Below are 20,386 nucleotides of genomic sequence, written 5' to 3'. Positions count from 1 at the left end.
TACTACTTCATGACACCTTCTACATAAACTTATTTTCTAACTTTTGTTGAAACGACTTCTCTTGCTTACGTAGTAGTTGACTACCTCGTTGTAAAATCGGTGTTCCATACTTATCGTTAATTTGATCAATGACAGCAAGTAGTGGTTCTTTTTTCGCATCCTCTTCAAATGAAAATAAATCTAATTGTTTCACCGATTCTGTCTTCCACTCTATTTCAGTAGCTGTAACACCTAGTAAACGAACGGAATCACCATCCCAATGTTGCTTCCATAAACGGGATGCTGCTTGAAAAATATCGCGTTCTTCCCAAATTGCATTTTTCAATTGCTTACTCCGTGTTACTGTTCGCCTATCATGGTATTTAATCATAATTTGAATATTATAGCTGACAAGGGTTCGCTTTTGTAATCTTTTACTCACTGATTTTGATAACCGTTCTAACATATCAAGTAATTCTTTCTCTTCATCCATATCCTTTGAAAAAGTCATCGAGTTACCGACACTTTTATGTTGGCCCATTTGACTCGGATCCACTTCCCTATCATCCGTACCTTTTGCACGCTTTTGTAAATCAATACCGTGCTTGCCAATTTTAGCGCGAATGATATGCTCGTCTCCCTTCGCTAACTGTTCAATTGTATGTATATGAATTTCATTTAATTTTTCAGCTGTTTTTTCTCCAATCCCATGCATTGCTTCAACTGAAAGTGGCCAAATCATTTCTGGAATATCACGTTTTCGAAGTACGGTAATACCGAGAGGTTTTTTCATATCAGAAGCTGTTTTTGCTAGGAAAAGATTTGGAGCGATTCCGATACTACACGGAAGCTGCAACTCTGTTAATAGTGCTTGTTGAATCATCTTTGCTATTTCAAGAGGCGAACCAAGTGCGTAGCAATCTGTAATATCTAAATATCCTTCATCTATTGAGACTGGTTGTATCTTTTCTGTAAAACGAGAAAGGACTTGAAACATTTGAAATGAAGCTTCGCGATATAATGTGAAATTAGGACGCCTTACAACTAATTGCGGGCATAACCTTTTCGCTTCCCAAAGGGGCATCGTCGTACGTATTCCGTATTCCCTCGCCTCATAACTACATGTTATAATAATTCCTTTTCTCTCTTTTTCATTTCCAGCAACCGCTAATGGCTTTCCTTGTAATGATGGATCATGAGCAATTTCAACAGATGCGAAAAAGCAATTCATATCTACATGTAAAATAACACGACCATTTTTCGGATACATTTCTCGCATAGTACTCACTCCCTAATCAGAACGTTCGTTCTTTTATTATATCAAATTTTGCACAATAGTTATAATAATTACTTGTTCTTTTTTATAATCGATATAAATCGAAACTTTAATCAACTCTCACTAATCGGACTTTTACGGGCAGCAGGGCCCCCACCTAACTTCTTTACTTTCGCTGAATTTTGAGGTGGGGGTCTTACTGTCCGGCAAATAGCGGGATAAACTCAACTATACATTCCTTGTAGTTATATTAATCATTGCAATTAATTATTTACTACTTCCGATTTTCAATATGAATACGTTAGGGTTATTCCCTCGTCTAGTACATGTAGCAACAACGTATATACTTCCATAGTTTTTCTTATATTCGCTTATACGTCTTGTCAAAGCAATCGAATCAAAATAAAAAGCGTGTAAATCATAATTGATTTACACGCTTTTTCTATTCCATTACTTCGCTACTTCTTCAATAATTGCAACAACTAATTCTGCTGTTTTTGCTAATTCTTCAACAGGAATCTTCTCGTTTGTTGTATGAATTTCTTCATAACCAACCGCTAAGTTAACTGTTGGGATACCATGTCCTGCAATTACGTTTGCATCACTTCCGCCACCACTTTGGTGAAGAGAAGGTGTACGACCAATTTTTTCAGCTGCACGTTTTGCAACTTCTACAACGTGATCGCCATCAGCAAATTTAAATCCTGGGTACATAACGTTTACTTCAACGTCTGCATGACCGCCCATTTCTTTTGCAGTTGTTTCAAATGCTTCTTTCATTTTCGCAACTTGTGCTTCCATTTTCTCATTAATTAAAGAACGAGCTTCTGCAAAGATTTGTACATGATCGCAAACGATATTCGTTTGTGTACCACCTTCAAAACGTCCAATATTTGCAGTCGTTTCAGAGTCAATGCGACCAAGTGGCATCTTCGCAATTGCTTTCGCTGCGATAGTAATTGCAGATACACCTTTCTCCGGCGCTACACCAGCGTGAGCTGTTTTCCCGCGAATAATTGCGTTCACTTTCGCTTGTGTTGGAGCTGCAACAACGATTTCACCAACTTTTCCATCGCTATCTAATGCGTAGCCATATTTCGCTGTAATACGCTCACGGTCTAATGCTTTTGCACCAACAAGACCTGATTCTTCTCCGACTGTAATAATAAATTCTATTTTACCATGAGGGATATTTTTCTCTTTTAAAACACGGATTGCTTCGAACATTGATGCTAATCCAGCTTTATCATCCGCACCTAAAATTGTTGTACCATCTGATACGATATATCCATCTTTAATAGAAGGCTTAATTCCATTACCAGGAACTACTGTATCCATATGAGAAGTAAAGTAAATTGTATCAACACCATCTTTTGTTGCTGGTAAAGTACAAATTAAGTTACCTGCACCATGACCAGTTACAGCCATTGTGTCATCTTCAAATACTTCTACACCTAAATCTGTAAATTTCTTCGTTAATACTTTGCAGATTTCTGCTTCAAATTTCGTTTCAGAATCTACTTGTACTAATTCCATAAATTCATTTACTAAACGTTCTTGATTAATCATAAGACTGCGCCTCCTGCACTACCATTATGTATGTAACACTATTAATTATAACAGAATTTCGCAAAAGTTTCGAAATACAAGACAAAAAACAGATGGTTTACATGTCTAGATAACCATCTGCTTTCTATTACTCATTTAACAATACCCAGCGCATATGATCTTCCCACACGCCATTTACCATTAACATCTTCCTAGACACGCCTTCATATTGAAAACCTATCTTCGTTACTACTTGTATAGATGCTAAATTACGAGGCATAATCGGAGCTTCTATACGATGTAACTGAAATTCCCCAAAAGCAACTTGAATTGCTTTTCTAAGCGCTTCTGTCGTATACCCTTTGTTTAACTCTGCTTTATCTAATTTATAACTGAGTACACAAGATTGATAAATGCCACGAACGATTAAATTAAATGAAATACACCCAATTATTTTCGTATCATCACCCTTTTTAAAAATCCATAGTCTGATGATTTTCCCTTCTTCGAACTCTTTTCTATCCTTTTGCAACTTTTTCTTTTGATAATCTAGCGTAAAAAAATCATCCGGTCTATACTCTTCCCAAGCTTTTAAAAATTCACGATTTCTGTCGTAATATTGAAGAACTGTTTCAGCATACGACTCATCAATTTCCCTTAAGTATAAACGATCTGTTTCGTATATTTTCATCATCGTATCTCCATTCTTCAGCTTGCCCAACTAAAAATTAACAATATACCCTTTTACTATATTCTCTATACACACTCAAATTTCCTGTTATATTTTGCAATCCCCTCCCGAATTTTGTCCTCACTCTCCCCTTGTCCATAATTTCATTTCTCGTTACAATGAAATTGTACTGATTTGCAAGGAGGTATAACGATGCATAAAAAAGCTCAAAAAGTTATGGTTTATGTGATGCTGATTTCTATGCTTGTAACAACATTACTTGCTGGCGCGAGTATGTTTTGGTAAAAAGGGCGATGTGTTCGTCCTTTTTTTACTTTTTACACATGACAAAATAAACCATCTCGACATCGAGATGGTTTATTTTATATAAAACACAATCGCTACAATACTAAAGGAAAATGACATTACAAGTGCTATTACAAAACTTGTATATTGTTTCTGCTGAAATGCTCCAATAACAAAAGTTAGATTAAGTAATGCCATACATACAATCGCTACCAGATAAGAACATATATTAAAAGTTGCCAATATGAATGTAATAACAAATAGAAATCCCATAAAAAACTGCATATACGAAAGTTTTGGATTCAAGTACATATGAGCAACCCCTTTATCTAATTTTATCTTTCTATATTCTCATTAACGCACGGTTATGTACACATGTCAAGACAACTTATTATAATAGAAAAAGCCAACCTTTTCGTTGGCTTTTTCATATGCAACGGCTCCTTTTTCTTTTGCCAATTGCTGAAATGATTTTTTCGATTTCACAATCCATACTTTCGTTCCAATTGGAATGCGATCAAACAAATATTCCACATCGTTTTTCTTCATTCTTATACACCCTTGTGAAATATACTTTCCAATTGAACTCGGTTGGTTTGTTCCATGTATTCCATATTTACTTCCATCAGTTCCTCTTGCATTAAATCCAATCCACCTTGACCCAAGTGGATTTTTTGGCGACCCACCTGGAATATCCTTCGCAATATAATACGGATCCTTCGCTTTCATTACAACATCAAAAGTTCCTTCTGGAGTTAATTCATTCGTTTTCCCTGTCGCTACTGGAAAAACCTTTTGAATCTTTCCATCGTCAATGTAAGCTAATTTATTCGTTGCTTTATTTACAATAATAAAAGGATCTCCGGCACGTGGATTATCCCCAAGAGGCCAAATCGGCGATAAAGAAAGACATAATATGATAGAGAGAAGATACGGCATAGATAATTCCTACCTTCTATATAAGTTCTTTTATATTATCCTTTCCCTTAAAGCGACTTTTAATGAGTAAATATTGTTCCATTTCATACACAAGTTGAACAAGTTTCGCACGTATCTCAAATTCTTCGCGTGTAGCTGGTAATGGCATGTCTCTAAATAATCCCCTCATTTCTTGAAGCTGCCTTAAGGAAATAACGCCAGTACTCTCAGGGCTAATAGCATTACCAATGTTTTCAACAACATCTGCAATCATATCAGCTTGTTCATATGTCCATGATAAAGAAGCTGCTAGTGGTATCATTCGCTCTAAAATTTCGAATTGTTGCATACGCATATTAAAATAACGATAGTAATAATCATCTTCTCGCATAAATGCATTCTCAAGTTTTTTAAACGATAAATCTCTTGCTTCATTTAACATATTCTCGGTTTCAATGAGTTCTGCCCCACTCCAACTACTTTCTCGATTTCGTAAATACACAACCATTTCAAACAAAATCGTTTTAAAATTGCTCTCTATTTTATCCTGATACTCTTTTAGCTTATTTTCACTACTCGGCATATACATATTTACTAATAACGCCACGCTAATCCCTATCGTTAATATAGCAATTTCATTTCCAACTATAAGCCATGTAATTTGCTTCAATGAATATAGATGCATAACAATAACTGAACTCGTGACAATGCCTTCTTGAATTTTAAGCATTACTGCAGTCGGAATAAATGTAAGTAACAATATGCTAATTGCAAGTGGTGTATAGCCGATCGTTTCAAAAATACAAAACGCGAATACCATTGATAATACACAAGCTAGAAAACGATGTAACGACACTTGAAGCGATTTGCGCTTCGTATTTTGTACACATAAAATAACTAAAATACCTGCTGAACTATAAAATTCCAACCCTAATAACTGAGCAATAAAAACTGCCGCGCCTGTCCCTATTGCTGTTTTTACTGTACGGTATCCAATTTTAAACATATCATTACTCCTATATGTATAAACGTATTTACAGCTAGTATAAAAAAAGGATGACACAATGTCATCCTTTTCTACTTATTATTCACATAACCTTTTCATATTACAATATTTTTTGTAAAAATTGTTGCGCACGTTCACTTTTCGGTGCTGCAAAAAATTCTTCTGGCGCACTATCTTCTACAAGCTTTCCTCCGTCCAAGAAAAGAACACGATCTGCCACTTCTTTTGCAAAGCCCATTTCATGTGTAACGATAGCCATCGTCATTCCTGTCGTAACTAACGATTTCATAACTTCTAACACTTCTTTCACCATCTCTGGATCTAGCGCCGATGTCGGTTCATCAAATAACATAACTTCGGGTTCCATTGCTAACGCTCTTGCAATTGCTACACGTTGCTTTTGTCCTCCCGAAAGACGATTTGGATACGTATCTTTTTTATCTACTAGTCCAACCTTTTCTAAAAGTTTCTCAGCTTTCTTTTCAGCTTCTTGCTTCGTTACCCCTTTTACATTGGTAGGAGCATACGTAATATTTTCTAATACAGTCATATGAGGAAATAAGTGAAAATGTTGAAATACCATACCGACATTTTCACGAACATGCATAACATTCGTTTTCGGATTCGTTACTTCTTCCGTTCCAATCCAAATGTGACCATCCGTTGGTGCTTCTAACATATTCATACAACGTAAAAATGTTGATTTTCCTGATCCAGAAGGTCCTATAATTGCAACTACTTCCCCTTTTTCAATCGTTGTTGTAATTCCTTTTAATACTTCGTTTTTACCAAATGATTTATGAAGGTTTTCAATTTTAATCACTTTTCTTCATTCTCCCTTCAATTGCCTTCCCGACTAATGTAAGAATAATGACTAACATATAATAAATCAGTCCAACAAAAAGTAATGGTTCAAGATATTTAAATGTCTCACCGCCTACGATGTAAGCACGACGCATTAAATCAGTCGCGCCTATTACTGTTACTACAGCCGATTCTTTCGTAAGTGTCGCAAATTCGTTCACAAGCGCTGGTAATATATTTTTTAATGCTTGAGGGAAAATAATATTTCTCATCATTTTTCCGTATGGTACCCCTAAAGCCATTGCTGCTTCTGTTTGTCCTTTATCCACCGCTTGAATACCAGCACGAATTACTTCTGACATGTATGCACCTGAATTCAAGCTAAATGCAAGTACAGCAGCTAAGAATGCTGGTATTTCATAACCAATTATTTGCGGGACACCAAAATAAATAATCATTAATTGCAATACAAGGGGTGTACCACGAAAAATTGATGTATAAAAATCTGCTGCTATATTTAATGCTCGTATTCTAGCAATTTTACAAAGTGCTAATAGCGTTCCTAAAATAAATCCTGCTAAAGCTGATACTGCTACAATTTTCAAAGTAACTTCTAAACCTTTTAGTATATATGGTATCGAAGGCGTAATCGCCGAAAAATCTAAGTTCATTCTTTTCATTCCCCTCACAGAAAAGTGAAAGGCAGCTTATTTTCCGCTGCCAAACCATTTCTTCACTAATTTATCCATTTCTCCATTTTCTTGCATTTTTTTAATTACTTTATTAAATTCTGCTGTTTTATCACTGTTTTTCGGAAGGGCAATTGCTGCTCCAACTTCTTCTGGTGCTTCTTTAATTTCAATTCCTTGTAAATCTTTCATTTTCTCTAAATAATTTTTAGCAACTGTGTCTTCTATAATTGCAGCGTCAAAACGACCAGCTTTAATTTCTTGTACGATTTCTGGTATACGGTCACGTCCCTCAACTTGGAAATCTACTTGTTTTTTAAATTCTGCTGCTTTCTCTTCTTGAATAGACCCTGTTTGTACCCCTACTTTTTTCCCTTTTAAACCCTCTACAGATTGAATGTTAGAATCCTTTTTAGAAACGACCATATTTTTCGCAACAAAATAAATATCTGTAAAATCAACATTATTTTTACGCTCTGCAGTTGGCGTCATGCCTGCCATTACGAAATCAACTTTTCCTGAACTAAGAGATGCTAATAAACCACCAAAATCCATATCTTTCACTTTCACTTCATACCCAAGTTCTTTTCCGATATATTTAGCAACATCAACATCAAAGCCGATAATTTCATCACTTTTTGAAGCTTCTACGTATTCATATGGTTTATAATCTGCTGAAGTTCCCATTACGAGTACTTTCTTATTTCCTTTTGTTTCTTTCGATTCCCCATTACTACAAGCGCTGAACATACTTAAAATTAAAATAAGTGCAAACGATATTGATACTAACTTCTTCATCTTTCTTCCCCCTAATAATGTATATTTAAAAGTTTAATAGAATATTTATTCGATGTTTGTATTGTATCAGCACTTTTATTTTTATGCAATATATAAAATAAAAATAAATAAACAAACAATATAAACGCTGTTTTTTATGTATAAAAAAATGCATAAAATAACACAACTATGCATATCTCAGAAATTTTAATAATAAATAAAAAAGGCGGCACATCCACTTGATTGTGGACGTGCCGCCTTTTCTCTTATTTTTTATAGTTCTTCACAATTCTCTTCGAAATATGATTGTAGTTTGGCAATAACTTGCATCGGTTCATGACCTTCAATTTCATGACGCTCTACCATCGTTACAATTTTTCCATCTTTTAATAAAGCAAATGATGGAGAAGAAGGTGGGTACCCTTCGAAATATTCACGCGCTCTTGCTGTCGCTTCTTTATCTTGCCCTGCAAACACCGTTACAAGGTGGTTAGGACGTTTATCATAATGTACGGAATGCGCAGCAGCAGGACGAGCAATACCACCTGCACAACCACATACAGAGTTTACCATTACAAGTGTTGTTCCATTTCTTTTAAACGCTTCTTCTACCGCTTCTGGCGTCGTCAATTCTGTATATCCAGCAGAGACAATCTCTTCACGCGCTTGGCGGACAACATCATTCATAAAAAAGTTAAAATTAATCACTCTTTTCCCTCCTCTAAAACTACCTATTTGTATCTTACCAGTTAATGTTTATGAAATACAAGTAAGTTTACTTGTATTTAAGTATAGAAAAGGTGTTAGAGCTCTTGCTCTAACACCTTTTCTTTAATGACCACGATGTTTTTGCTTTGCTTTTTGTACTTTCATTAAACGTCTTCTTTCTTTTTCAGCTTCTCGCTTCTCTTTAGACTGCACTTTCTTTTCTTGTTTATGCAATTCATAAGATAAACTAATCGCCTCTTGCGCCTTAGTAAAACGTTTAATATTTATTTCTTTTGCTGCTTGTCGTATGGTACGCTTTATGTTTTTAGGACGCTGTTTTTCTTTAATTTCTACACCACATTTTGCAAAGTGCTGAAAATGCTCTAAAAGTGAACTATTCACAAACATAAGCACTTCTTCATCTGACGGTTCCGCCCCAAAAATATACCTCGCTCCATACAATTTCCCTTTTTCTTTGCATGTAATGATTCCAACAAAAAATTGGCCATCGTGATATACTGTCAAATCCATTGACAGCCCCTCCTTTAAAAGATTAGAAATACGGGACATCCCGGAGGGGAAGGTTACTGACATGAAATCATGCGTCTGGACTACCAACCAGAACTGTGTTTTTGTATTTCTTTCACTATGATTATATCTTTTTTTCCATAATCTTCATATATTCAGCAATCATTTTTTTATGCGATCCTACAATATAGTCAGGTAGTTCTGTTACTGAAAAGAATTTAAGCTGAACTGCTTCTTCTTTATTCATAACAAAATCCCCTTCGTATTCATCTGTATAATAGGCGGTTGTTACAGATTGAAATTCATCACCGTTTGCTAATTTTGTAAAGTAGTTCGCTCCAGAAAATACATTGATTAGTTGCAAGTTCTTCACTTTTATTCCTGTCTCTTCATATACTTCACGATAAGCTGTTTCTTCTGGTGATTCACTAAGCTCCATTAGCCCACCAGGTAGTCCCCATTTTCCGTACGGCTCTGTCCGCTGCTGCAATAAAACATATCCATTTTCATTTATAACGAGTACAACAGCACCAACTAAAATTAAAGGGCGATGACCAACTATTTTTCGTAATTCTTCTACATATCCCACCGTATCGCCTCCTTTTTCGTTGTCCACACTATTGTATCATATGTACGAAACGACAAAATGCGTATATTTTTCATTTTTTTAACAAAATATTTATTTTATGTGATTCATCTACTGTAGCTAACATAATGGATTCGACTTCTGTACTCTCCTCTAGAAATTTTCTCGCCCACGCTTCTGTTTTTCCTAATAATGCAAGAACATCTTTCTGTATCCTCCCATCCTTTACTAATACAAAAGAAACTGGAGATTTTTTTCCCGCCACTTTAAGATCAAGCCGTGAAACTGCTTCATATTCTGGATACCGAAATATAGAAACGACACCGTTCGCTTCCCATAATGCTAATTTAATCGTTTGAATATCGCTCACATTTCGCATACGAAGTTCCGAAAACAAATATTCCACGGTAATTCTCGCCTTTTTCAAATTGCTAAAATCAATGGAACCATTATGTATAAGAATGATAGGTGCTGGCTCTAAAAAACGTCTCCATCTATCCCATTTCAGCATTAAAACTGAGCTTATAATATGAAGTACAACGAGTATGAACGTTGTAATCATCGAGCCCAGTAACCCTACTTTTTCATCAGACAATGCGTTAGAAATATTCCCACCAAGCAATAACACTAATACAACATCTAAAAAACGAAGTTGTGCGATAGACCTTTGCCCCATCGCTTTCGCAACTAATATTAAAAATATGTATGCTATAATAGCCCGAATAACCCATTCACTATTAGAAAGATGCCGTGCTCCTTCAAAAATATGCATATGCATCACTTTGCACTCCTTACCCGTCTCAAACTGCTATCCTGTTTTAGTTTGCAACGTTTATGAGCATATATGTAAAAAAGCTGGTTCGTTTAAAAACGAACCAGCTTTTTTTACTTAACTGAAAACATATATTTTTTATACGTTTTCCGTACCGATAGTATGAGCCCCATCATAATCATATTCGAGAATAAGGAACTTCCCCCATACGATAAGAAAGGTAATGCAATACCTTTTACAGGCATTAATCCAACGATCATACCGATGTTTTGGAATATTTGAACTGTTAATATACCGATCGATCCAGCGCATAATAATGTACCAAATAAATTATCAGCGGAATAACCAATAATAATTGTTCGATATAGTAGTAATAGGAACAAGAAGACAACTAAGGCTGCTACGATAAATCCACCTTCTTCGGCAATTGTAGCGAAAATAAAGTCAGTATGCTTCTCTGGGATATAGACGCTTCCTCCCCCAAACCCTTTACCTTCCATTCCTCCACTACCTACAGCTAAAATCGATTGTTGCGTTTGATAACCTTGATCTGCATTTTCAAATGGATTTAACCAACCTACAATACGCGACTGTTGGTGAGGTTTTAGTAAAGTAACTAAATTATTATAGAAAAAATCTTGATACTTAAAGAAAATAAATATTAAAGCAGATAATATGGTCAACGGAATAACTGTACATAATGCTATCAATTTCTTTTGAATACCTGACATAAATAAAATACATGCAATAGCAGCAGCATATAAGAACACCATACCTGTATCAGGTTGACTATATACAACCGCCATAGGTGGAAGTGACACTAGCATAATTTTACCTACTAGCTTTAAATCTGTTTGGAATGTCCTTGCCATATACTGTGCATTATGTTTTACTGCTATACTCGCTACTACAAGTAGCAATGCAATTTTGAAAAACTCAGACGGCTGAATTTGTCCAAATACTGGGAAAACAAACCATCTTTTTGCACCTAATTTTTCAGGTGTAAAACCTGATGGTGGTAATACTTTCAAAAGAATAAGTGAAGCAAACCCGGCAATATAAAGTGGCCAAGACAATTTTTGCAATTGATCTAAGTCGATGCTTGCAACAAGAAGTAACAATACAACCCCAATTATGTAGTTAACACCTTGTTTCATAGCAAAGTTTGCAGCTCCATACTGTCCCGTTTGCTGACTGCTATATATAGCAGCTATACTCGTCACACATAGTGCACACAAAATTAAAATTAATTTTACATCTAAACTTTTTAGAAACTCGGTACTTCTTTTCATGACATCCTCCTGAAACATTGTTACGGCAAAAATAAAAAACCAGGAGTCAACATTCTTCATGTTTTGACGACTGATTACACATTATCTATAAAACACTTATATAGAATAACTCTCTTTTTCATACAATACAATATATTATACTACAGTTTCATCAGTAAGATTTGCCAAAAAAATTATTCTTTTCTTATTTTATATCCATATACCATATATCAGCAATGTATTTTCGTAAATTCCTAATACATAATCGTTTATTGTAAGATTACTGGGAAAGGTATTTATACATATAGTAGGATGTAGATGAAGAAATAAGATAATAAAAAGCTCGCATAAGCGAGCTTTTTATTAATATACAGATGTATTGTTTTCTGACATGTTTTCTAAAATTTCTTTAACACGTCCTAAGAACTTACCACAAATTAAACCATCAAGTACTCGGTGATCAAGTGATAAACATAAGTTAACCATATCACGAGCACCGAACATACCGTTATCCATAATTACTGGGCGTTTTACAATTGATTCAACTTGTAGAATAGCCGCTTGTGGGTAATTAATAATACCCATAGATTGAACAGAACCGAATGATCCTGTGTTATTAATTGTAAATGTTCCACCTTGCATTTCGTCTGCTTTTAACGATTTCGTACGTACTTTTCCTGCAAGTTCTGTAATTTCACGAGCGATACCTTTAATTGTTTTCTCGTCCGCTTGCTTAATTACTGGTACAAATAGTTCTTCCTCTGTTGCAACAGCGATAGAAAGGTTAATATCTTTCTTCTGAACAATTTTATCGCCAGCCCACATTGAATTAATTTGAGGATACTCTTTTAACGCTTGTGCTACTGCTTTTACGAAGAAAGCAAAGAACGTTAAGTTAAAGCCTTCACGCTTCTTAAAGTCACCTTTAATTGAGTTACGGTATGACACAAGGTTTGTCACATCTACTTCAATCATCATCCAAGCATGTGGTGCTTCATGTTTACTACGTAACATGTTTGCTGCGATTGCTTTACGCACACCTGTTACTGGAATTTCGATATCTCCAGGCATTGTAGGTACAGAAACTGGTTTCGCAGCTTCTACTTTTTGCGCTACTGGTGCTGCTTTTGGTGCTTCTGGGCGAGCTTCTACTACTGCCGCTACAGCTTCCTCTTTCTTCGCTGCACCTGCTTGCGGAATATTTCCAGATTCCACTAGCTTTAAAATATCTTTACGAGTGATACGGCCGTTTGCTCCCGTACCTTCTACTAGATCTAAATCAACGTTATGCTCACCCGCAAGTTTTAACACAGCTGGTGAAAAACGTGGTTTTCCATCAGTTGGTTGTTTTACTTTCGGTGCTTTTTCAGACGTAGCTACTTCTGCCTTTGGTTCTTCTTTCGTTTTTTCTTCAACAGCTGTTGCTGCTACTTCATCTGCGCCTTCTACTTGAATCACACAAACTACTTCACCTACAGCTAACGTATCACCTTCACCAGCGATTAACTCTTTTACAATCCCCGTGAAAGAAGATGGTACTTCAGCATTTACTTTATCAGTCATTACTTCTGCAAGCGGATCATACTTGTTTACGTGATCGCCAACATTAACGAGCCATTTACTAATTGTGCCCTCTGTAACGCTCTCCCCGAGCTGAGGCATTGTAATATTTTCTACAGCCATGTATAGTCCCCCCGATTAAAATTCCGCAAGTTCACGCATTGCTTTTTCAACTTTATCTGGATTTACCATAAAGAATTTTTCCATTGTTGGTGCATATGGCATTGCTGGAACGTCTGGACCTGCAAGACGTGCGATTGGCGCATCTAAATCAAATAGACAGTTTTCAGCAATAATTGCTGCCACTTCACTCATAATGCTTCCTTCTTTATTGTCTTCTGTTACAAGAAGAACTTTACCTGTTTTAGAAGCTGCTTCAATGATTGCTTCTTTATCTAATGGATATACAGTACGTAAATCAAGAATGTGTGCAGAGATGCCATCTTGTGCTAACTTTTCAGCCGCTTGAAGAGCAAAATGAACACATAATCCGTACGTGATAACTGTAATATCATCACCTTCACGTTTTACATCTGCTTTTCCGATTGGTAATACGTAGTCATCCTCCGGCACTTCACCTTTAATTAAACGATATGCACGTTTATGTTCGAAGAATAATACTGGATCTTCATCACGAATGGCTGCTTTTAATAAGCCTTTTGCATCATATGGTGTAGAAGGGATAACGATTTTTAAACCTGGTTGGTTTGCAAACATCGCTTCTACAGATTGTGAATGATACAATGCACCGTGAACACCCCCGCCAAATGGTGCACGAATTGTAACTGGACAAGTCCAATCATTATTAGAACGATAACGAATTTTTGCTGCCTCAGAAACAATTTGGTTTACTGCTGGCATGATGAAATCAGCAAACTGCATTTCAGCGATTGGACGCATACCATACATTGCCGCACCAATTGCTACCCCAGCAATTGCAGATTCTGCAAGCGGTGCATCAAGCGCACGATCTTCACCAAATTGATCATACAAACCGTGTGTCGCTTTAAACACGCCACCTTTTTTACCAACATCTTCTCCTAAAACGAATACTTTCTCATCGCGTTCCATTTCTTCGCGCATTGCTAATGTAATAGCATCAATATAAGACATTACAGCCATGAAACGTTCCCCCCTATTCTGCGTATACGTGCTTCAATGCATCTTCAGGTGCTGCATACGGAGCATTTTCTGCATATTCTGTTGCTTCATTTACGATATGCATAATTTCGTCTAACATTTGTTTTTCCGATTCCTCAGTTAATACACCAGCTTCTTTTAAATAAGCCGCGAATGTTATAATTGAATCTTTTTTCTTTGCTTCTTCTACTTCTTCTTTATCACGATAAACACGATCATCATCGTCACTAGAATGTGCTGTTAAACGATATGATACTGTTTCAATTAAAGTTGGGCCTTCACCACGACGACCGCGATCTGCTGCTTCTTTTACAGCTTTATATACTGCAAGCGGATCGTTTCCGTCTATTGTATATCCAGGCATACCGTAACCAATCGCACGATCTGATACGTTTTTACATGCTAATTGTTTTTCAACTGGAATAGAGATTGCATATTTGTTATTTTCACACATAAAAATAACAGGTAGTTTGTGTACACCAGCAAAGTTTGCCCCTTCATGGAAGTCACCTTGGTTTGAAGAACCTTCTCCAAATGTAACGAACGTTACTAAATCTTTCTTCTCCATTTTTCCAGCTAATGCAATACCAACTGCATGTGGTACTTGCGTTGTTACTGGAGATGAACCTGTAACAATACGATTTTTCTTTTGACCGAAGTGACCAGGCATTTGACGACCACCAGAGTTTGGATCTCCAGCTTTCGCGAAAGCAGACAACATAAGCTCTTTAGCTGTCATACCAAATGCTAGTACAACACCCATATCACGGTAGTATGGTAATGCATAATCTTTCTCTCTATCAAGAGCGAACGCCGCTCCAACTTGTGCAGCCTCTTGTCCTTGACAAGAAATTACGAATGGAATTTTACCAGCACGGTTTAATAACCACATACGTTCGTCTATTTTACGTGCAAGTAACATCGTACGGAACATTTCTAATACTTGCTCATCACTTAAGCCAAGCTCTTCATGGCGCTTTTCTTTTACTTCTGCCATTTTTCATAACCTCCTAAATCCACATTTTTATGCGTGTAACGCTCTTCCATCTACAGCAAGTGCTGCTTCACCAATCGCCTCAGATAATGATGGATGCGGATGAATTGTATGTGCTACTTCCCAAGGTGTTGCATCAAGTACTCTTGCAAGACCCGCTTCAGAAATCATATCTGTTACATGCGGTCCAATCATATGAACACCAAGAATGTCATTTGTCTCTTCATCAACTACAAGTTTTACGAAACCATCTGATTCTCCGTATACAAGTGCTTTTCCGATTGCGCGGAATGAGAACTTACCTACTTTTAACTTATAGCCTTTTTCTTTCGCTTCTTGTTCTGTTAAACCGACAGAAGCAACTTCCGGACTGCTATATACGCATTTTGATACCATAGAGTAATCGATTGGTGTAACTTCTTTCCCTGCAATATGTTCTACTGCAGCAATTCCTTCGTGAGAAGCAACGTGAGCGAGTTGCAGGCCACCGATTACATCTCCAATTGCGTAAATATGCGATTCTTTCGTTTGATAAAACTCATTTGTTTGAATGTATCCTTTTTCCACAACGATATCTGTGTTCTCTAAGCCAATATTTTGCGTATTCGCTTGTCTTCCTACAGATACAAGCATTTTTTCTGCTTTAAATTCTTTATTTTCACCGTTGTGTTCAGCTTGGATTGTTACTCCATTATCTTTTACCAATGTTTCTGGTAATACTTTTGCACCAGTTACCACTTTAATACCTTTTTTCTTGAATAGACGTTGCATTTCTTTTGAAACGTCTTGATCTTCTAGTGGTAATATCGTTTTCGCATACTCTAATACTGTAACTTCTACACCGAAGTCAGCAAGCATAGATGCCCACTCAATACCGATTACACCGCCACCAACGATAATAATCGAACTAGGAAGCGTTTCCATTTTTAGAGCATGATCTGAAGACATTACGTACTCTCCGTCTAATTCTAAACCTGGTAATGAATTTGGACGAGAACCTGTTGCAATAAGTACATTTTTTGGAATTAACATTTCATTCTCTTCTCCACTTGCAAGTTCAACTGAAATTGTCCCTGGCATCGGAGAGAAAATAGATGGGCCAAGAATACGGCCAATACCTTCAAACACATCAATTTTACCTTGTTTCATTAAATGTTGAACGCCTTTATGAAGCTGCGTTACTATCTTCTCTTTACGCTCTTGTACTTTCGCAAAGTTTAGTTCTACATTGCTTGCAATAACTCCGAACTCTTCGCTTTTTTTAGCAGTTGCATATACTTCCGCACTACGTAAAAGAGCTTTACTAGGAATACATCCTTTGTGTAAACAAGTACCACCAAGATTTTCTTTTTCGACTAGTGCAGTTTTTAACCCTAGTTGTGATGCACGAATTGCAGCAACATATCCACCAGTACCGCCGCCAACGATGACTAAATCATATTCTTTTGCCATTATCTCAACCCCTAGCTACCGTTTCTTTTTCACGTACAACGTATTCTTTTGGAGCTTCTTCTTCACGTAATACACGAAGTGCTCCTTCTGCTAACGCTTCTAACTCATCTTCGCCTGGATGTACGATAACATCTGCAATCCAGTCCACTCGCTCTTTTATTTCATCGACAAGAATTTTACTGTATGCCAGTCCACCAGTTAATACGATTGCATCGATTTTCCCGTGAAGTACAGCGCTAGCTCCGCCAATCTCTTTTGCAACTTGATATGCCATTGCTTTATAAATAAGAGTTGCTTCAGGATCACCTTTTTCAACCATTTGCTCTACTTTAATCGCATCATTTGTACCGATTAAACTTACAAGTCCACCTTGTCCGACAAGTTTTTTAATCATTTCATCACGGTAATACTCACCAGAGAAACACATTTCTACTAGTTGCCCTACTGGTACTGTACCAGCGCGCTCTGGACTAAATGGTCCTTCTCCGTTTAAACCGTTATTCACATCGATTACTCTTCCTTTTTTATGAGCACCAACTGTAATACCGCCACCCATATGTGTAACTAATAAATTTAAATCCTCGTATTTGTGATTTAACTGTTCAGCTACTTTACGAGCAACTGCTTTTTGATTTAATGCATGGAAGATACTTTTGCGTTCCATACCAGCAATGCCACTTATACGAGCAACCGGCTCCATCTCATCTACAACGACAGGATCTACAATGAATGCAGGAATGTTTAATCCAGAAGCAATTTCATATGCTAAAATGCCTCCAAGGTTTGAAGCGTGATGACCGCTAAAGCCATTTTTCAAATCTTCTAACATCGCATCGTTTACTGTATACGTACCGCCTTCGATTGGACGAAGTAATCCACCACGCCCACAAACAGCGTTTAATTTTGAAATGTTAATACCATGAGAATGTAGAACTTCTAAAATCGTTTCTTTTCGAAACTCATATTGGTCGATAATTCTCTTATATTTTCCAATCTGTTCTACGTCATGACGAATCGTTTCTTCTAGAACGGGTCTTTCATTATCAAAAACACCAATTTTTGTGGATGTACTACCTGGGTTAATAACAAGAATTCGATTTACAGACAATGTTGCTACCTCCACTAATAAATTCAAAAGGAAGTGGAAACCTCATAAGAGGTAACCACACCTTTTGTAAAAGTTATATATGAATGATTAGCGACGGCTAATAATATCGTGACCGTTGCGTAAGTAAGTGCTACGAGAATTCTTCAAGCTTGCAATGCGCTCTTCAGCTAGACGATCTGCCGCTACATAAGTTGCTATGCCATCGCGTTTTGAAATTTCGATTACTTTTGCAATCGTGTCATAAATAGACTCAACACGTTTTAGTGCACGTTCTCTATTGTATCCATATAATTCGTCTGCTACGTTAATTACGCCACCTGCATTAATTACATAATCTGGTGCGTATACAATACCCATTTCATGAATGATGTCACCATGACGATCTTCTTTTAATTGGTTATTTGCAGAACCTGCGATTACTTTTGCTTTAAGTTGTGGAATAGTTTCATCATTAACTGTTGCGCCTAGTGCACATGGTGCGTAAATATCGCATTCAACACCGTAAATTTCATTTGGTTCAACTGCTGATGCACCGAATTCTTCTACAGCACGTTGTACAGCTTCTTTATTAATATCTGTAACAATTAATTTTGCTCCTTCAGCGTGTAAATGTTTGCATAGGTGATATGCTACGTTACCAACGCCTTGAACAGCAATTACTTTTCCTTCTAAATTGTCAGTACCGAAAGCTTCTTTTGCAGCTGCTTTCATACCACGGTAAACACCGTATGCCGTTACCGGAGATGGGTTACCAGAAGAACCGAATGATGGTGAGATACCTGTTACAAAGTCAGTTTCTTCATGGATAATATCCATATCATCTACTGTTGTACCAACATCTTCAGCTGTAATGTAACGTCCGTTTAGTCCTTGGATATAACGTCCTAGTGCACGGAACATTGCTTCGCTCTTATCTTTACGAGGATCACCGATAATTACTGTTTTCGCACCACCTAAGTTTAAACCAGCTGCTGCGTTTTTGTATGTCATCCCTTTTGCAAGACGCAATGCATCTTCAATCGCCGCTTCTTCAGAATCATATGTCCACATTCTTGTTCCACCAAGAGCCGGTCCAAGTGTTGTATCATGAATTGCAATAATTGCTTTTAAACCAGATTCTTTATCTTGACAAAATACTACTTGCTCATAATCATATTTTTCTAAGTATTCGAAGATTTCTAATGTCATTGTCGTTTCCCCCTAATGTTTTACCCTTTTTGGTTTATTTTGAAGCAGTCGCAACTGCCAATGCTAATGAATATACTTTTGTTTCTGCTGAATCAGCACGAGATGTTAAAACAATCGGTGCTTTTGCGCCAGCAATCATTGCTCCTACTTTTGCATCCGCAAAGTATACGAGTGATTTATATAGCACATTTCCAGCTTCAATCGTTGGGACGAGTAAAATATCTGCCTTACCTGCTACATCACTTACTATGCCTTTATGCTCTGCTGCAATTTGTGATACTGCATTATCTAAAGCAAGTGGTCCATCAACGATACAATCTTTAATTTGTCCGCGGCGATTCATTTGTGTTAACATCGCTGCATCAATTGTCGCCTGCATCGCTGGATTCACAACTTCTACTGCTGCAATTGGTGCCACTTTTGGCAAGTCGATTCCTATTGCCCGGGCAACTTCTACAGTATTTTGTATAATAGCAGCTTTTTGTGTTACATCAGGTGCGATGTTCATCGCTGCATCTGTAACGAAAATAAGACGATCGTAATTTGGAACTTCAAATGCTGCTACATGTGAAAGTACGCTACCTTTACGTAGGCCCCACTCTTTGTTTAACACAGCCTTCAAAATATTCGCTGTTGGGATGTTCCCCTTCATAAGCACGTCTGCTTCACCATTTCTCACAGCTTTAACAGAAAGTTCTGCAGCCTCTGCACTAGACATTGCTGCAATCACTTCAACATGTTCTGAAGTTTGTAAACCATGTTCTTGTAGCATCCCCATTATTTTTTCTTGATTTCCATATAGACGAAATTGAGCTAACTGTAATTTAATTGCTTTCGCTACAGCTTCAATTACTTCATGATCTTCAGCTACTGCTACAGCTACAGTTTTTTTAGGCTGCCCTGCTGCTTGATCAATTAAGTATTCTAACTTCATATTTTGTAATCAACCCTTTCCGTCGTCCCTCGTCTATTTATAAAGCAAATACCGTGCCAACTTTTAAAAGTGGTCTTACCAATAATGAAAACGCATTCAAAATGCAGTAAAATCAATGCTTTGGAAAATAACAAAAGATTCTGTCTTATTTTGTCGCTTTTTGTATACCATG

At 36.8% G+C, this 20,386-nt stretch carries 22 protein-coding genes; 1 reads left to right on the top strand and 21 read right to left on the bottom strand.

Translation table 11 applies throughout. The annotated features are described in order from the left end of the window. Positions 1–19: 19 nt before the first annotated feature. The 3 genes from ACTFRU_RS15500 to ACTFRU_RS15490 all read right to left on the bottom strand — a co-directional run bounded on the left by ACTFRU_RS15500 (position 20) and on the right by ACTFRU_RS15490 (position 3,497). Positions 20–1,258: a DNA polymerase IV gene (locus tag ACTFRU_RS15500; RefSeq protein WP_001208858.1), complete on the bottom strand. Its 1,239-nt coding sequence runs from the start codon at positions 1,256–1,258 to the stop codon at positions 20–22. A 447-nt stretch (positions 1,259–1,705) separates the two neighbouring features. Then, a complete protein-coding gene (locus tag ACTFRU_RS15495) occupies positions 1,706–2,824 on the bottom strand; it encodes a tripeptidase T (RefSeq protein ID WP_000609803.1) in 1,119 nt (372 codons plus the stop codon). A gap of 127 nt (positions 2,825–2,951) precedes the next feature. Continuing rightward, positions 2,952–3,497, bottom strand: coding sequence for a GNAT family N-acetyltransferase (locus ACTFRU_RS15490; protein WP_001987197.1), 546 nt, complete (start codon positions 3,495–3,497; stop codon positions 2,952–2,954). A gap of 189 nt (positions 3,498–3,686) precedes the next feature. Between ACTFRU_RS15490 and prli42 the strand changes: the two genes are divergently transcribed. Beyond that, positions 3,687–3,779 (top strand): stressosome-associated protein Prli42, encoded by a 93-nt coding sequence (prli42, locus tag ACTFRU_RS15485; RefSeq protein ID WP_000549040.1) that lies wholly within the window; start codon positions 3,687–3,689, stop codon positions 3,777–3,779. A gap of 72 nt (positions 3,780–3,851) precedes the next feature. On the opposite strand, the gene ACTFRU_RS15480 is transcribed toward prli42, so the two are convergent. The 18 genes from ACTFRU_RS15480 to yqiS all read right to left on the bottom strand — a co-directional run bounded on the left by ACTFRU_RS15480 (position 3,852) and on the right by yqiS (position 20,214). Continuing rightward, on the bottom strand, positions 3,852–4,091 hold the full coding sequence (locus tag ACTFRU_RS15480) for a DUF3894 domain-containing protein (RefSeq protein WP_000281167.1): 240 nt from the start codon (positions 4,089–4,091) through the stop codon (positions 3,852–3,854). 66 nt (positions 4,092–4,157) lie between these two features. Beyond that, a complete protein-coding gene (locus ACTFRU_RS15475; protein ID WP_001146566.1) occupies positions 4,158–4,718 on the bottom strand; it encodes a L,D-transpeptidase in 561 nt (186 codons plus the stop codon). A gap of 16 nt (positions 4,719–4,734) precedes the next feature. Next, positions 4,735–5,703, bottom strand: coding sequence for an aromatic acid exporter family protein (locus tag ACTFRU_RS15470; protein WP_000472673.1), 969 nt, complete (start codon positions 5,701–5,703; stop codon positions 4,735–4,737). Positions 5,704–5,803: 100 nt separating this feature from the next. Further along, the gene (locus ACTFRU_RS15465) at positions 5,804–6,526 is read right to left on the bottom strand and encodes an amino acid ABC transporter ATP-binding protein (RefSeq protein WP_000590206.1); all 723 of its coding nucleotides are present in this window, start codon (positions 6,524–6,526) and stop codon (positions 5,804–5,806) included. Then, on the bottom strand, positions 6,519–7,178 hold the full coding sequence (locus tag ACTFRU_RS15460; RefSeq protein ID WP_001046916.1) for an amino acid ABC transporter permease: 660 nt from the start codon (positions 7,176–7,178) through the stop codon (positions 6,519–6,521). Before ACTFRU_RS15460 ends, ACTFRU_RS15465 begins: the two co-directional genes overlap by 8 nt. 36 nt (positions 7,179–7,214) lie before the next feature. Further along, a complete protein-coding gene (locus ACTFRU_RS15455; RefSeq protein ID WP_000737663.1) occupies positions 7,215–7,994 on the bottom strand; it encodes a transporter substrate-binding domain-containing protein in 780 nt (259 codons plus the stop codon). 252 nt (positions 7,995–8,246) lie between these two features. Next, entirely contained in the window at positions 8,247–8,660 is a 414-nt protein-coding gene (locus tag ACTFRU_RS15450; RefSeq protein WP_001979317.1) for a BrxA/BrxB family bacilliredoxin, read from the bottom strand. Between the two features lie 144 nt (positions 8,661–8,804). After that, positions 8,805–9,212: a YjdF family protein gene (locus ACTFRU_RS15445; protein ID WP_000366588.1), complete on the bottom strand. Its 408-nt coding sequence runs from the start codon at positions 9,210–9,212 to the stop codon at positions 8,805–8,807. Positions 9,213–9,333: 121 nt separating this feature from the next. Then, positions 9,334–9,798, bottom strand: a complete 465-nt coding sequence (locus tag ACTFRU_RS15440; protein ID WP_000542549.1) for an NUDIX hydrolase — start codon at positions 9,796–9,798, stop codon at positions 9,334–9,336. Between the two features lie 70 nt (positions 9,799–9,868). Then, complete coding sequence (locus ACTFRU_RS15435; protein WP_000550961.1) at positions 9,869–10,573, bottom strand: DUF421 domain-containing protein; 705 nt, start codon at positions 10,571–10,573, stop codon at positions 9,869–9,871. Between the two features lie 107 nt (positions 10,574–10,680). After that, positions 10,681–11,859, bottom strand: coding sequence for an FtsW/RodA/SpoVE family cell cycle protein (locus ACTFRU_RS15430; RefSeq protein ID WP_000831181.1), 1,179 nt, complete (start codon positions 11,857–11,859; stop codon positions 10,681–10,683). Between the two features lie 342 nt (positions 11,860–12,201). After that, a complete protein-coding gene (locus ACTFRU_RS15425; protein WP_000257660.1) occupies positions 12,202–13,521 on the bottom strand; it encodes a dihydrolipoamide acetyltransferase family protein in 1,320 nt (439 codons plus the stop codon). A gap of 15 nt (positions 13,522–13,536) precedes the next feature. Next, the gene (gene bfmBAB / locus ACTFRU_RS15420; protein WP_000290071.1) at positions 13,537–14,520 is read right to left on the bottom strand and encodes a 3-methyl-2-oxobutanoate dehydrogenase subunit beta; all 984 of its coding nucleotides are present in this window, start codon (positions 14,518–14,520) and stop codon (positions 13,537–13,539) included. A 13-nt stretch (positions 14,521–14,533) separates the two neighbouring features. Further along, entirely contained in the window at positions 14,534–15,535 is a 1,002-nt protein-coding gene (gene bfmBAA, locus ACTFRU_RS15415; protein WP_000852551.1) for a 3-methyl-2-oxobutanoate dehydrogenase subunit alpha, read from the bottom strand. A 27-nt stretch (positions 15,536–15,562) separates the two neighbouring features. Then, a complete protein-coding gene (gene lpdA / locus ACTFRU_RS15410) occupies positions 15,563–16,984 on the bottom strand; it encodes a dihydrolipoyl dehydrogenase (protein ID WP_001051289.1) in 1,422 nt (473 codons plus the stop codon). A gap of 4 nt (positions 16,985–16,988) precedes the next feature. Continuing rightward, a complete protein-coding gene (buk, locus tag ACTFRU_RS15405) occupies positions 16,989–18,092 on the bottom strand; it encodes a butyrate kinase (RefSeq protein WP_000115781.1) in 1,104 nt (367 codons plus the stop codon). An 87-nt stretch (positions 18,093–18,179) separates the two neighbouring features. Then, positions 18,180–19,280: a leucine dehydrogenase gene (locus tag ACTFRU_RS15400; protein WP_000171355.1), complete on the bottom strand. Its 1,101-nt coding sequence runs from the start codon at positions 19,278–19,280 to the stop codon at positions 18,180–18,182. 34 nt (positions 19,281–19,314) lie between these two features. Beyond that, entirely contained in the window at positions 19,315–20,214 is a 900-nt protein-coding gene (yqiS, locus tag ACTFRU_RS15395) for a phosphate butyryltransferase (protein WP_000764677.1), read from the bottom strand. Positions 20,215–20,386: the final 172 nt, after the last annotated feature.

Source organism: Bacillus cereus group sp. MYBK220-1 (assembly GCF_051916445.1).
In the GTDB taxonomy this organism is placed as follows: Bacteria; Bacillota; Bacilli; order Bacillales; family Bacillaceae_G; genus Bacillus_A; species Bacillus_A cereus.
The sequence above is the reverse complement of the archived record's forward strand: the minus strand, read 5'-3'. Positions and strand labels throughout refer to the sequence as shown.

What these genes read in the sequence shown, in the direction of transcription:
- ACTFRU_RS15500 (WP_001208858.1), bottom strand. Translation starts at nt 1,258, where the DNA reads ATGCGAGAAATGTATCCGAAAAATGGTCGTGTTATTTTACATGTAGAT.
- ACTFRU_RS15495 (WP_000609803.1), bottom strand. Translation starts at nt 2,824, where the DNA reads ATGATTAATCAAGAACGTTTAGTAAATGAATTTATGGAATTAGTACAA.
- ACTFRU_RS15490 (WP_001987197.1), bottom strand. Translation starts at nt 3,497, where the DNA reads ATGATGAAAATATACGAAACAGATCGTTTATACTTAAGGGAAATTGAT.
- prli42 (WP_000549040.1), top strand. Translation starts at nt 3,687, where the DNA reads ATGCATAAAAAAGCTCAAAAAGTTATGGTTTATGTGATGCTGATTTCT.
- ACTFRU_RS15480 (WP_000281167.1), bottom strand. Translation starts at nt 4,091, where the DNA reads ATGTACTTGAATCCAAAACTTTCGTATATGCAGTTTTTTATGGGATTT.
- ACTFRU_RS15475 (WP_001146566.1), bottom strand. Translation starts at nt 4,718, where the DNA reads ATGCCGTATCTTCTCTCTATCATATTATGTCTTTCTTTATCGCCGATT.
- ACTFRU_RS15470 (WP_000472673.1), bottom strand. Translation starts at nt 5,703, where the DNA reads ATGTTTAAAATTGGATACCGTACAGTAAAAACAGCAATAGGGACAGGC.
- ACTFRU_RS15460 (WP_001046916.1), bottom strand. Translation starts at nt 7,178, where the DNA reads ATGAACTTAGATTTTTCGGCGATTACGCCTTCGATACCATATATACTA.
- ACTFRU_RS15455 (WP_000737663.1), bottom strand. Translation starts at nt 7,994, where the DNA reads ATGAAGAAGTTAGTATCAATATCGTTTGCACTTATTTTAATTTTAAGT.
- ACTFRU_RS15450 (WP_001979317.1), bottom strand. Translation starts at nt 8,660, where the DNA reads ATGAATGATGTTGTCCGCCAAGCGCGTGAAGAGATTGTCTCTGCTGGA.
- ACTFRU_RS15445 (WP_000366588.1), bottom strand. Translation starts at nt 9,212, where the DNA reads ATGGATTTGACAGTATATCACGATGGCCAATTTTTTGTTGGAATCATT.
- ACTFRU_RS15435 (WP_000550961.1), bottom strand. Translation starts at nt 10,573, where the DNA reads ATGCATATGCATATTTTTGAAGGAGCACGGCATCTTTCTAATAGTGAA.
- ACTFRU_RS15430 (WP_000831181.1), bottom strand. Translation starts at nt 11,859, where the DNA reads ATGAAAAGAAGTACCGAGTTTCTAAAAAGTTTAGATGTAAAATTAATT.
- ACTFRU_RS15425 (WP_000257660.1), bottom strand. Translation starts at nt 13,521, where the DNA reads ATGGCTGTAGAAAATATTACAATGCCTCAGCTCGGGGAGAGCGTTACA.
- bfmBAB (WP_000290071.1), bottom strand. Translation starts at nt 14,520, where the DNA reads ATGGCTGTAATGTCTTATATTGATGCTATTACATTAGCAATGCGCGAA.
- bfmBAA (WP_000852551.1), bottom strand. Translation starts at nt 15,535, where the DNA reads ATGGCAGAAGTAAAAGAAAAGCGCCATGAAGAGCTTGGCTTAAGTGAT.
- lpdA (WP_001051289.1), bottom strand. Translation starts at nt 16,984, where the DNA reads ATGGCAAAAGAATATGATTTAGTCATCGTTGGCGGCGGTACTGGTGGA.
- ACTFRU_RS15400 (WP_000171355.1), bottom strand. Translation starts at nt 19,280, where the DNA reads ATGACATTAGAAATCTTCGAATACTTAGAAAAATATGATTATGAGCAA.
- yqiS (WP_000764677.1), bottom strand. Translation starts at nt 20,214, where the DNA reads ATGAAGTTAGAATACTTAATTGATCAAGCAGCAGGGCAGCCTAAAAAA.